The sequence below is a fragment of the Caballeronia sp. genome, assembly GCF_028292365.1.
Lineage (GTDB): Bacteria > Pseudomonadota > Gammaproteobacteria > Burkholderiales > Burkholderiaceae > Caballeronia.
Window position 1 is genome coordinate 1 of the sequence record NZ_JAQGMM010000338.1, and the last position, 11,775, is coordinate 11,775.

At 59.8% G+C, this 11,775-nt stretch carries 13 protein-coding genes; 7 read left to right on the top strand and 6 right to left on the bottom strand.

Annotated features, from left to right (window positions below; translation table 11 throughout):
• The 4 genes from JWR14_RS20415 to cobA form a co-directional block, all read left to right on the top strand.
• On the top strand, window positions 1–357 hold a 357-nt coding region (locus JWR14_RS20415), incomplete at its 5' end, for a phosphoadenylyl-sulfate reductase (RefSeq protein WP_299710514.1).
• A gap of 67 nt (window positions 358–424) precedes the next feature.
• On the top strand, window positions 425–1,387 hold the full coding sequence (gene cysD / locus JWR14_RS20420; RefSeq protein WP_299710517.1) for a sulfate adenylyltransferase subunit CysD: 963 nt from the start codon (window positions 425–427) through the stop codon (window positions 1,385–1,387).
• 31 nt (window positions 1,388–1,418) lie between these two features.
• A complete protein-coding gene (locus JWR14_RS20425) occupies window positions 1,419–2,744 on the top strand; it encodes a GTP-binding protein (RefSeq protein WP_299710540.1) in 1,326 nt (441 codons plus the stop codon).
• Window positions 2,745–2,765: 21 nt separating this feature from the next.
• Entirely contained in the window at window positions 2,766–3,524 is a 759-nt protein-coding gene (cobA, locus tag JWR14_RS20430) for a uroporphyrinogen-III C-methyltransferase (protein WP_299710519.1), read from the top strand.
• A gap of 192 nt (window positions 3,525–3,716) precedes the next feature.
• On the opposite strand, the gene JWR14_RS20435 is transcribed toward cobA, so the two are convergent.
• The 5 genes from JWR14_RS20435 to lptF all read right to left on the bottom strand — a co-directional run bounded on the left by JWR14_RS20435 (window position 3,717) and on the right by lptF (window position 8,337).
• Window positions 3,717–5,021, bottom strand: a complete 1,305-nt coding sequence (locus JWR14_RS20435; protein ID WP_299710522.1) for a type II toxin-antitoxin system HipA family toxin — start codon at window positions 5,019–5,021, stop codon at window positions 3,717–3,719.
• Window positions 5,011–5,352, bottom strand: coding sequence for a helix-turn-helix transcriptional regulator (locus tag JWR14_RS20440; protein WP_366144574.1), 342 nt, complete (start codon window positions 5,350–5,352; stop codon window positions 5,011–5,013). The genes JWR14_RS20435 and JWR14_RS20440 overlap by 11 nt, the downstream gene beginning before the upstream one ends.
• Window positions 5,353–5,671: 319 nt before the next feature.
• Window positions 5,672–6,040 (bottom strand): CbiX/SirB N-terminal domain-containing protein, encoded by a 369-nt coding sequence (locus tag JWR14_RS20445; protein WP_299710525.1) that lies wholly within the window; start codon window positions 6,038–6,040, stop codon window positions 5,672–5,674.
• A gap of 46 nt (window positions 6,041–6,086) precedes the next feature.
• Entirely contained in the window at window positions 6,087–7,235 is a 1,149-nt protein-coding gene (lptG, locus tag JWR14_RS20450; protein ID WP_299710527.1) for an LPS export ABC transporter permease LptG, read from the bottom strand.
• 4 nt (window positions 7,236–7,239) lie between these two features.
• Window positions 7,240–8,337, bottom strand: a complete 1,098-nt coding sequence (gene lptF / locus JWR14_RS20455; protein ID WP_299710530.1) for an LPS export ABC transporter permease LptF — start codon at window positions 8,335–8,337, stop codon at window positions 7,240–7,242.
• Window positions 8,338–8,580: 243 nt separating this feature from the next.
• On the opposite strand from lptF, the gene JWR14_RS20460 reads away from it, so the two are divergent.
• The 3 genes from JWR14_RS20460 to JWR14_RS20470 all read left to right on the top strand — a co-directional run bounded on the left by JWR14_RS20460 (window position 8,581) and on the right by JWR14_RS20470 (window position 11,140).
• Window positions 8,581–10,092, top strand: coding sequence for a leucyl aminopeptidase (locus JWR14_RS20460; RefSeq protein WP_299710532.1), 1,512 nt, complete (start codon window positions 8,581–8,583; stop codon window positions 10,090–10,092).
• A 37-nt stretch (window positions 10,093–10,129) separates the two neighbouring features.
• On the top strand, window positions 10,130–10,555 hold the full coding sequence (locus JWR14_RS20465) for a DNA polymerase III subunit chi (RefSeq protein WP_299710535.1): 426 nt from the start codon (window positions 10,130–10,132) through the stop codon (window positions 10,553–10,555).
• A 303-nt stretch (window positions 10,556–10,858) separates the two neighbouring features.
• Window positions 10,859–11,140 carry a DUF2486 family protein gene (locus tag JWR14_RS20470; RefSeq protein WP_366144575.1) on the top strand — a complete coding sequence of 94 codons (282 nt, stop codon included), beginning with the start codon at window positions 10,859–10,861 and terminating at the stop codon, window positions 11,138–11,140.
• 163 nt (window positions 11,141–11,303) lie between these two features.
• On the opposite strand, the gene JWR14_RS20475 is transcribed toward JWR14_RS20470, so the two are convergent.
• A partial coding sequence (locus tag JWR14_RS20475; protein ID WP_299710537.1) for a dihydroxy-acid dehydratase occupies window positions 11,304–11,775 on the bottom strand: 472 nt, incomplete at its 5' end.

The window sequence follows — 11,775 nt, forward strand, 5'->3', positions numbered from 1 at the left end:
GACGTGAGCGCGTGGGTCACGGGACAGCGACGCGAGCAATCCGTAACGCGCGTAGAGTTGCATGAAGAAGAGCACGACGCGCCGCGTGGCATTGCGAAGTTCAATCCGCTCGCGGACTGGACCGAAGACGATGTCTGGGCTTATTTGAAGGCCTTCGATGTCCCCGTCAATCCGCTGCACGCGCGCGGGTATCCGAGCATTGGCTGTGAGCCGTGCACGCGCGCCATCCGTCCGGGTGAAGACAGCCGGGCAGGACGCTGGTGGTGGGAATCGCGGGACACGAAGGAATGCGGATTGCACGTGACGAATATAAAGATCGTGGAAGACCGCAGTGCAGCGCCAAGTTCGGCGCTCTGAACGCATTGATATTGACGCATGACGCCACAAGCTGGGTGTCATGCAAAGCAACCAAGGAACGACGCATATGAGCAGCACGCTCGATTCAACAGTCAACGCCCCGCTCGCCAATCGCGGTGACCGGATGGACCATCTCGACTGGCTCGAAGCTGAGTCCATTCACATCTTGCGCGAACTCGTGGCCGAGTGCAGCAAGCCTGCGTTGCTGTTCTCGGGCGGCAAGGATTCGGTCGTCGTGCTGCATCTCGCGTTGAAGGCATTCGGCATTGGCTCGGGCCGCAAGACCGTACTGCCGTTCCCGCTGGTTCATATCGATACCGGTCATAACTTCAGTGAAGTCATCGACTTCCGCGATCGTCGTGCTGCTGAAATTGGCGCTGAGCTCGTGGTCGGTCATGTCGAAGATTCGATCAAGAAAGGCACCGTGCGCCTGCGTCGCGAAACGGATTCGCGTAACGCCGCGCAAGCGGTGACGTTGCTCGAAACTATCGAAGAATACGGTTACACGGCGTTGATCGGCGGCGCGCGTCGCGATGAAGAAAAGGCCCGCGCGAAAGAGCGCATCTTCTCTTTCCGCGATGAATTCGGCCAGTGGGATCCGAAAGCGCAACGCCCGGAATTGTGGAGCATCTATAACGCGCGCCTGCATAACGGCGAGCACTTGCGCGTGTTCCCGATTTCGAACTGGACCGAACTGGATATCTGGCAATACATCGGCCGCGAGAAGCTTGAGCTGCCGTCCATTTACTATGCCCACGATCGCGAGATCATCCGCCGCAATGGCTTGCTCGTGCCACTGACGCCGATCACGCCGCTGCAGGAAGGCGAAGTGTCGGAAATCGCGCAAGTACGTTTTCGTACGGTCGGCGACATCAGTTGCACCTGCCCCGTTGCGAGCGATGCCGACGATGTCGAGAAGATCATCGCGGAAACGGCCGTGACGGAAATCACGGAACGCGGCGCCACGCGCATGGACGATCAAGCGTCCGAAGCCGCGATGGAAACCCGCAAGAAACAAGGTTATTTCTAAGCATCACGCCGCAAACAAGGAACAGGGAAACATCATGAGCATTCATCAACCCGAAGACCTCGGCGTGTTGCGTTTCATCACCGCGGGCAGTGTGGACGACGGCAAGAGCACGCTGATCGGCCGCCTCCTGTTCGACAGCAAGGCGGTGTTGTCGGATCAGTTGTCGGCGTTGTCGCGCGCGAAGAATAAGCGCACCGTTGGCGATGAAATCGATTTGTCGCTGTTGACCGATGGTCTTGAAGCCGAGCGCGAGCAGGGCATTACGATCGACGTTGCGTACCGCTATTTCGCGACCGCGAAGCGCAAGTTCATCATTGCCGATACCCCCGGCCACGAGCAGTACACGCGCAACATGGTCACGGGCGCATCAACCGCCCATGCCGCGATCATTCTCGTCGACGCCACGCGTGTGACGTTGAAGGATGGCGTCGCGCAACTGTTGCCGCAGACGGTGCGTCATAGCGCGATCGTGAAGTTGCTTGGGCTGCAGCATGTGATCGTCGCGATCAACAAGATGGACCTGATCGACTTCAGCGAGTCGCGCTTCAACGAGATCCGCGACGCGTATGTTGAACTCGCGCGCCGGCTCGGGATTGCCGATGTGCGCTTCGTGCCGGTGTCGGCGCTCAAGGGCGACAACATCGTGACCGCCAGCGAGCGCATGCCCTGGTACGCGGGCGAGCCGCTGCTCGATCTGCTCGAAGCACTGCCGGTGGCGCAGCCTGTTGATCAGGCGCTGCGTTTTCCGGTGCAATGGGTCGCGCGCCAGGACGGGAGTCAGGCCGACGATTTCCGTGGCTACATGGGCCGGGTGGAGTCGGGTGAAGTGAAACTGGGCGATACCATCACGGTGCTGCCGGCGAACCGCGATGCAACCGTTGCCGAGATCATCGCGCCGGTTCCGGGCGGTGTGGCGCAAGTGGATCGTGCGTTCGCGGGCCAGACGGTGACCATTCGGCTGGCGGAAGATATCGATGTCTCGCGTGGTGATACGTTCGTGCCGCGCAACACGAGCGGCACGAAGGTCGAGCCGGCGAAGAAGCTGGACGCGGACCTGTGCTGGTTCGATGAAGAGCCGCTCTCGCCGCAGCGCAAGTACTTGCTGAAGCAGACCACGAACACGGTGTTCGCGCGGATTGGTGCGATCAAGGAAGTGCTCGACGTGCATACGCTGCTGCACGCTGTGGACCGCCATAACCTGACGATGAACGACATCGGCCGCGTGGCGCTGACGCTGCAAAAGCCGATCGTCTGCGATGCCTACGACACGCATCAGGGTACCGGCGCGTTTGTTCTTATCGATGAAGCGACGCATCACACGGTGGCGGCCGGGATGATTCGCTCGTATTCAGCCTGACTTACTAAGCGACCATTGATTATGGGTAAGGTGTATTTGATCGGCGCGGGGCCGGGAGCGGCGGACCTGATCACGGTTCGCGGTGCCCGGTTGCTGAGCCAGGCGCAAGTCGTGTTGCACGACGCGCTAATCGAGCCGGCCATGCTCGACTACGCGCCGGACGCGCGCAAGATCGCGGTCGGGAAACGTTGCGGACAGCGTTCGACGGCGCAGCATTTCATCAACAAGCAGATCGTCGATGCCGCGCTCGAGCACGATGTCGTCGTGCGTTTGAAGGGTGGCGATCCCATGCTGTTCGGCCGCGCCGACGAAGAAATGCGCGCGCTCGAAGCGGCGGGTATTGAGTACGAAGTGGTGCCGGGGATCACGGCCGCGCTGGCGAGCGCAGCAACGTTGAAGCGCTCGTTGACCTTGCGCGGAGTAGCGCGCAGTGTTGCTCTGGCGACCTACAGCCGTGCACCTGACAGCGATGAAATCCGCGAGCAGGCAAGCGCGGATTCGCTCGTGTTCTACATGGGCCGCGACAGCGCGCCTGAGATTGCGCAGCAGCTTATTGATGCAGGAAGGGCGGCGTCGACGCCGGTTGCTATCGTCGAGGCGTGCAGCACAGAACGTGAGCGATCGCTGACGCTGACGCTGGGTGCTATGGCGATTGGAGAAGCGCAAGATTGGCTCGATCCATCGCAGCCGAGTTTGCTGATGATTGGAGAGGCGTTTGCGGAGCGCTCGGTGTTGGTACCGGTCCAAAGCGTCGAAGGGGCGTTGCAGGTTGCCGCTTGATTCAAGCCGACGCTAACCCGGAGAAAACTCGCTGCTGGCTACGGGATCTCTGCTTGGTTTAGCTTGCTGTTCGCCTGATTGAAAAGCTCTCGTCGGTCACTGACCCATGGGGGCTTTTTCATATTCATTCGAGGTTGTCTGATTCTTTGGCAAATTGCGCTTATAACGCCCTGTTCAGCAGCGTTTAAAGAACTATGTCTTCTCCACCTCACGCAGACCAATGGCCTGCGGCTTCCGAAACGCCGAAGCGATCTTGTCACACTCGCGCTTGGGAACGCCGAATTCCTCGAAGTAGATCCGCCACTCCCTCACGACCGCCGATAATTGCTGGATGATTTCGACGGCCGCGTGCTTGAGCAGGCCGAATCGCCCCGCCGCTGAGAGTGCGTTATCGAGCGTCGCCAGCCGGCCCATTGCCGGGCCTACGCCAAGTACGAGGAACCGATCGGAGCCGACCTGCGGCTTCGGCACGACGTCGTAAAGGTCGCTCAGGCGCCAGCCCTTATTCGTTCCGTCCCACACAAACGCATGATTGCGCAGATGGTCATCGTCATTCGTCACGAGGATGTTGAATACCATTCGCTTGAACAATTCGACCTTGTCAGCCGCCACGAAACCCGTCGCACCGTGTTCACCGAGCAGGTCGGCCAGATCGGCGTAGTTGGCCGATGCGGTATCGCTTTCATGCATCTTGAGCATGGTCAGCGCGCTCACGACGTGCCGTTTGCCAAACTCTCCCCCGGATAGTGGCACACGGTCAAAGCGCTCGATCAGCATGACATCACGCCCATCGGCCAGGTGAACGGGCTTGGTCGCGGGAACGCGCATACCGCACTTGCGGGCGAGCTCAAGCGTTGCGCGCTCGACCACAGGAATGTTGAAACCATCCCGGGCGACGGGGAATTTGGCAACCCACTGCCGGCCATCGTCCAGCAGCACTGCTTTGGGCCGCGCACCTCCGAAAGTCGCACCGACGCTGAAGAGCAATTGCAATTTTTTCGGAACCGGCTTGCCGTCCTGGATCATCGCTGCGGCATCCAGCAGATAGGACAGCTCTTTGGCATCCGGCAACTTGCCTGGTTCGGCAGAGGCGGTGGGCGAGTTCCTGAAATCGAGCGCGCCCGTTCGATGCGGGCCGGCGTGAGCCAGATACTCGGTTTCAGGCAGGCCGTCGGGTGCAGCCCTCAACATATTTTCAATGACGCGTCGTCCCCAGGAGTCTGGGGCAGCGTCACGAATGGCGCCAAACAGCGCCAGTCCTGCCGGGGGCTGGAAAACTGCTTCTTTGGACTTCTTCGCTTCGTCCAAAGGCATGCTGACCGGGTCCACGGCGACGGCGTTGGCGCGTTGCAGATATTTGTTGCCGTAGACGAAGGTGGACCCGACCGGCCTGATGCCTTCCTCGAGTAGTTCGAGCTTGCCGGCAGGAACCGCCTCGGCCGCGCCTTCCAGGGCGATGAAGACGTATTTGCTCCATGTCGTTGTATTAAAAATCATACTCGCCTGTCTTCGAAGCGGGCTTGCGTGGGCGCACACGGGATTCCGTTTTACGCCGCGCTTCACCGATTACATCGTTTTGCGGATTCGCGAGCGGCTGGAGCAATCCGAGCAGGCCGGCCCGTTCGAATGCGTGCAGCCACGATGAGAAACTGACCGAAACATCGCCGTTTTCGATGCGTACCAGCGTGCTCGGGCTAATGTTGGCTCGTTCGGAAAAGTCCTTCCGGGTCATGTTGCGTGCAATCCGGGCGACTGCAACCGCGTGCCCAAGCCCCATAGCCTGTTGGCTGAGTTCCGGAGAGGAAAATTCTCGACTATTGCGTTTCATTTTGTCGTATCTGACATATAAAACCACTTAATTGGTCAGTATAGACAAAATATGCAGTTCGTCAATGTTCCAAAGTAGCGATTTTATCCATATCTGACCAATTAAGTGGTTTTATTGGTCAGATATGACTATTTTTGTCGCTTGAGAGATATTTCACTGGTGAGATATTCAGGCGTTCTGGGCAGAAACTTACCCCGTCGTCGGAACCGTAGATGCCAAGGCGTGAGTCGAAATTTTCGAACAAGACAATGCCCCGGAAGTCTGTGACTCGCGGGGCATCGTGCAATGCGTGAGGGTCCTAATGGGAGGGGTAGTCGACCTACTCAATCTGCCGAACGCAATACTCCGCGACCGCATCGAGCACTGAGTCGTCTTCGCCGACTGCTGTTGCGCAGTGAATGATCAGCGATGGAAACATCGCCCGGCATCGATCGAGCAGCTCAGGCAGGTCGCGCCGAATATGGCCGCCCTGACCGAAGAACACAGGCACGACGGTAACCGCATCACACCCATCGGCCGCGAGATGTTCGATAGCTGTGGGTAAATCAGGCGTCATCAGTTCAAGAAACGCCAGCGACACCGGTTCGCTGCGCTGCGCCCGCAGCTTCGTGGCGAGCCGTTCGAAAGGCTCGGCCCAGCGTGGATCGCGTGCTCCGTGGCCGAACAAGATCAAACCGTGCTTGCTCATCGAGTTCTCCGCTGTTTTCGAAGCCCCAAGCCCTAAAGCCCAAGCCCTAATGCCGGTCCACCCACCGCAACCCGATCAAGCCGACGACCAGATACGCCAGCGCCGGCGCTGCGGCCGTTAATGGCGCAGGCCAGGTATTCAGCGTACCAATGTGCGAGAACAGCGTGTTGATCAGCTGGAAGCTCATGCCGATCATGATGCCGCCGAACACCTTCACACCCACCACGCCGGCGCGTGTATGCAGGTATGCGAACGGCAGCGACAGCACCAGCATCACGAGCACCGCGAGCGGGTACAAGATTTTGCGCCAGAACGCGATCTGATAACGCTGCGTGTCCTGATGATTTTCCGTCAAATGCTGGATGTACCTGAACAGGCTGAACATCGACATCCGGTCCGGCGACACCAGCAGCACCGACAGAATCTGCGGCGTAAGTTCAGAGCGCAGCGAATACTCGGGCAGGGTAATCTGTTTCGCGCGATACACAGGATTAAGCGCGTCACCAGGATTCACGGCTTGCGGCGGCGCGTCGATCAATTCGGTATCCGTCACATCGGTGAGCTTCCAGTGGCCCGGCGGCTGGAACACGCCGCTCTTCGCAATCCGCACGTTTGTCAGCCGGAACAGCGAATCGAATTCGTAGATGCGCACGTTCGCAATGGTCGTATCCGGATTCAGCGTGCCCACGTTCACAAAGCGCGTGACCTGTTCGCCGTCCGCGCGCGCGGTCAGCGTGTCTTTCACCCAGACGCCCGATTCGAAGTTCATCGATACCGATGACCCCAGCGCCTCGAGCCGCACTTTCTCGGAGAGCTGGTCGGAGTAGGGGCCGACCACTTCGCCGATCACATAGGTGAGGAACACCATGGGTATGCCGATCTTGAGCAGCGAGCGCAGCGCCTTGCCCGTGGACAATCCGGACACGCGGAAAATAGTGAACTCGGACGCGGCGGCCATTTGCGCGAACACGTAGATGGCCGCGATCAACGCGGCAACCGGGATGATCTCGTAGAAGCGCGAGGGCGTCTGCAAGGCCACCCGCAGCACCGCGAGCCCGAACTTGTAGTTGCCGTGGCCAACTGTGTTCAGCTCGTTGATCAGGTCAAAGAAGAAGAACAGGCCAGAGAATGCAAACAGGATGAAGATGAACGCGAGATAGATCTGACGCGCGAAATACCGTTCGTAAATGCGCATTGCGTCAGGCCCCTTTCGAGCGGGTGAACGCCGACAGTTTGAACAGCGGGCGGTTGCGTATGCGCAGCCAGAAGATGAACGCGACCATGATCGAGACGAGTATGTGCAGTCCTACGAGCCCGACAAAGAACGACACCCGGCCTTGCTCGATCCACGACTGCACCACGTTCAGCAGGTTGGAATAGGTCAGATAGATCAGCACTGCCATCACGAGATTGATTGTGCGACTGCGTCGCGGATTCTGATAAGACAGTGGGATGGCAAGCAGCATCAGGTTGATTGCGATCAGCGGCAGACCCGCGCGCCACGCAATTTCGGCAAGGTTGTCGCGGGTGGGATTGGCCAGCAATTCATTCGTGTACATACCGGTCGTGGTTGGCGTGTTCACGAATTGCTGGCTCTGGATTTTCACGCCGTAGCGCTCGAATTCCATGATCCGGAAGTTTGGCTGGCCCGGAACGCCGTCGTAACGGCGGCCGTTTTCCAGCACCACGAAACGATCGCCATTGGCGTGCGTTTCAGTATGACCATTCTTCGATACCACCACGTTGACCTTGCCGCCTTCCGTGCTCGTCACGAAAACGTTCTGCACGTGCCCCTGATCCGGCGACATTTTTTCGATAAAGAACACGCGGTGGCTGGTCTGCGATTCGCGGAACTGGCCGGGTGCGAGCAGCGAGACTTCGTCGCGCTGCTGGAACCGCGCCTTGATCAGCTTGCTTTGCAAATTCGACCAGGGCCAGACTACGAACGCGAAAAATACAATGGCGATGATGATAGGCGTGGAGAAGATCGCAACCGGTTTGATCAGCGCCGTTTGACTGACTCCCGACGCGAGCCACACGACCATTTCGGAGTCGCGATACCAGCGCGTCAGCACGAACAGGATGGACACGAACAGGGTCACGATCATGATCACGGCGAGATAACCGATGACGGTAAGACCGATCAGCACCACGACGTCGCGCGGATCGACTTGCCCCGAAGCGGCAAAGCCGACGATGCGAATCATCATCGTGGTCAGCATGATCGTGAGCAGCACCATGAATACGGCGCCAGCCGTATACGCGAGTTCACGCTGAAGGGAGCGTTCGAAGATCATTGATTGTCAGGTGGAAACCGGCGACGACGAGGCGGTTGGATTATGTGCGGTCCGCGTTTGGATCCGCGTCTGGACCACACGCCATGACAAACGTGCCGAATGAAGGTATCAAACGAACGTGTCGAACGAGTCATGAGCGGGACATTCAATCCGGGTATTGCTGCTCGCGACCGCCTCGGAAAAAAATAGCGGATAATTGCGGCTTTCATCCTTCAGCCCAGATTTTATCCGAGGATAAGCGCGATGGACTTTAGCATAAAAGCCTGTGATTGGAGCAAAGGCTCGGCAAATGGTTTCCTTAACGGGAAGGCCGATGTAGTGGTGCTCGGAGTGTTCGAAGCGCAGACGTTGACGGGTGCCGCCCGCGAGATGGATTTGGTGACCAAGGGACTGCTCACGCGCACGGTGAAAGCCGGCGACATGAGCGGCAAGGCCGGTTCCACGCTGATGTTGACCGAAGTGACGGGCATTGGCGCGTCGCGGATTTTGCTGGTCGGCCTCGGCAAGCAGGACGGTTTTAATCAAAAGGCTTACACGGAAGCCGCGCGCGCCGCATGGCGAGCGCTGCTTGCCACGAAGATCGCGAACGTGGCCTTCACGCTCGCCCAACTGCCGGTGCCGGAGCGCACCAGCGACTGGGGTGTGCGCTGCGCCATCCTCGCGCTGCGCGAGTTGACCTACAAGTTCACGCAGATGAAAAGCAAGCCGGAAAATGGCGATCGCGCGTTGAAGAAAGTGGTGTTCAGCATCGACGCCGCCGACGAAAAAGCAGCGAAGCTTGCGGTGAAACACGCCACGGCGCTCGCGAACGGCATGGACCTGACGCGCGATCTCGGCAACTTGCCGCCGAACGTCTGCACGCCCACGTATCTCGGCCATACCGCGAAAAAGCTGGGCAAGGAATTCAAGCTGAAGGTCGAAGTGCTCGGCCAGAAGCAGATCGAAGCGCTCGGCATGGGTTCGTTCCTGTCGGTCGCGAAAGGCTCGGTTGAACCGCCTGCGTTCATCGTGATGCATCACCAGGGCGCGGGCGCGAAAGCGGCTCCCGTCGTGCTGGTCGGCAAGGGCATCACGTTCGACACCGGTGGCATCTCCATCAAGCCGGGTGAAGGCATGGACGAGATGAAGTACGACATGCTCGGCGCCGGCTCCGTGTTCGGCACCATGCGTGCGATCGCGGAAATGGGGCTGAAGCTCAACGTGATCGGCGTGGTGCCGACCTGCGAGAACATGCCGGCCGGCAACGCGGTGAAGCCGGGCGACATCGTCACGTCCATGTCGGGCACGACTATCGAAGTGCTGAATACGGACGCGGAAGGCCGCCTGATTCTGTGCGACGCGCTGACCTACGTGGAACGCTTCAAACCCGCGGCAGTCATCGATATCGCCACGCTCACGGGCGCGTGCGTGGTCGCGCTTGGCCATCACAACACGGGTTTGTTCTCGAAGGACGACGCGTTGGCGGGCGAGTTGCTGGACGCATCGAAAGAAGCCATCGATCCGACGTGGCGCATGCCGCTTGACGACGAGTACCAGGATCTGCTGAAGTCGAATTTCGCCGATGTCGCGAACATCGGCGGACGGCCGGGCGGCGCGATTACCGCGGCCTGTTTCCTGTCGCGATTCGCGCAGAACTATCCGTGGGCTCACCTCGACATCGCGGGAACGGCGTGGAAAAGCGGTGCGGCAAAGGGCGCAACCGGTCGTCCTGTGCCCTTGCTCACGCAGTTCCTGGTCGATCGCGCGGGCCAATGAGCGTGATTGAACGAAGCGTGAGCGGGGAGGCGCGGGCATGACGCGTATCGATTTCCATTCGAATGTGGGGGATTCGATCGCGTATGCCTGTCGCCTCGTGCGCAAGGCTTATATGAGCGGCCAGCCGTTGATCGTGCTGGCCGAACCCGAGCGGTTGAAACGGTTCGACGAGCAATTATGGACGTTCCAGCCGCTCGAGTTCGTGCCGCATTGCAGGGCGGACAGCGCGCTGGCGTTTGACACGCCGGTGTTGCTGACGGAGTCGCTGGAATCGCTGGGGCAGGATTTGAAGCAGCAGATCCTGCTGAACCTCGGCGCAACAGTACCGCAGCAGTTCGCGCGGTTTGAGCGCCTGCTGGAAGTGGTCGGCAATGAGGAGCATGAACTCGTGGCCGGACGCGACCGGTATAGGTTCTACCGCGATCGGGGCTACGTGCTCAACAACTACAAGCAGGGCGGCTGAGCACATCGCTCAGTCGCTGCCTCAGTCGCTGTGAGCAGCGGCCACGCGGTATGATCCCAAAAACGCCCGCCGTTAGCCCGCAGCCGGCCTGCCATCAGGTTGCCATCTGGGTTGCCATTTGGGTTGCCACCCGGTTGCCAACAGCCTGCCATCAAGAGACGGAGTCCACTCGTGCCCATCACCACCGCGCCCGATACGGCTGAAACACCCGAAAATTTCGATTCCTCCATTCCCGTGCTGACTGATGTCATCGCGTCGGGCCGGCCGGACCGAGCCCGTGTTGCACCGCGGGCGCCGGAACCGGTGTTGTCACCGGCGGCTGTGTCATCGCATGAGGAGCTTGCGCACGGCGCGGATCGCGACGCCGATGTGATCGCAGACAGGCTGCGAGGGCGTTTCACGCACTTTTTGACAGGCGATGGCCGGACGTTGATCGAAGAACGTTGCAGGGAGTCGTTGCAGGAGCATTCCACCTGGCTTGTGAGCCAGATTACGCGGGAGGTCGCGTTGGCGCTGGAAACCGAGTTGACGCAATGGGTGCGCGAAGCGGTAGCGGACGAGCTGGAGCGGCGAGGGCGCCAGTAAGAAGGGGTTTTTGGCTGCGGAAGCCGAGTCCGACCCGGCGCATCAGCAATCCAGCATTTAATCTGGCCTTGTAAATCCGGCCTTAATTCCCGCCTTGGATCCTGCCGACGCCGGCGGGACCTGAAACAGTCCCCACCGGCGCCAAGCGAAAAACAACCAGCAATTAGCCCGTTACCGCGCCTTTGTTTGCCGGCAACGCGAGCGCAGCATACTTGGCCAGCACGCCACGCGTGTACCGCGGCGCAGGTTGCGTCCACTCCCCGCGACGGCGCTCGATCTCGGCGTCATCCACGTTCAGTTGCAACAGCAGCTTGTGGGCGTCGATGGTGATCGAATCCCCTTCCTTGATGAACGCAATCGTGCCGCCCGCATAGGCTTCCGGCGCGACGTGGCCCACGACCATGCCCCACGTACCGCCTGAGAAGCGGCCATCGGTAATCAGGCCGACCGATTCACCCAGCCCCTGGCCGATAATCGCTGAAGTAGGCGCCAGCATTTCCGGCATGCCCGGACCACCCTTCGGGCCGAGATAACGCAATACCACGATATCCCCCGCCTTGATCTGCCCCGCGACAATCGCGGTCATCGCGCTTTGCTCGTCTTCGAACACGCGAGCCGGGCCGGTAATGACCGGG

Excerpts from the sequence above, each read along its gene's own strand:
- cysD (WP_299710517.1), top strand. The coding sequence starts at position 425 with ATGAGCAGCACGCTCGATTCAACAGTCAACGCCCCGCTCGCCAATCGC.
- cobA (WP_299710519.1), top strand. The coding sequence starts at position 2,766 with ATGGGTAAGGTGTATTTGATCGGCGCGGGGCCGGGAGCGGCGGACCTG.
- JWR14_RS20435 (WP_299710522.1), bottom strand. The coding sequence starts at position 5,021 with ATGATTTTTAATACAACGACATGGAGCAAATACGTCTTCATCGCCCTG.
- JWR14_RS20440 (WP_366144574.1), bottom strand. The coding sequence starts at position 5,352 with ATGAAACGCAATAGTCGAGAATTTTCCTCTCCGGAACTCAGCCAACAG.
- JWR14_RS20445 (WP_299710525.1), bottom strand. The coding sequence starts at position 6,040 with ATGAGCAAGCACGGTTTGATCTTGTTCGGCCACGGAGCACGCGATCCA.
- lptG (WP_299710527.1), bottom strand. The coding sequence starts at position 7,235 with ATGCGCATTTACGAACGGTATTTCGCGCGTCAGATCTATCTCGCGTTC.
- lptF (WP_299710530.1), bottom strand. The coding sequence starts at position 8,337 with ATGATCTTCGAACGCTCCCTTCAGCGTGAACTCGCGTATACGGCTGGC.
- JWR14_RS20460 (WP_299710532.1), top strand. The coding sequence starts at position 8,581 with ATGGACTTTAGCATAAAAGCCTGTGATTGGAGCAAAGGCTCGGCAAAT.
- JWR14_RS20465 (WP_299710535.1), top strand. The coding sequence starts at position 10,130 with ATGACGCGTATCGATTTCCATTCGAATGTGGGGGATTCGATCGCGTAT.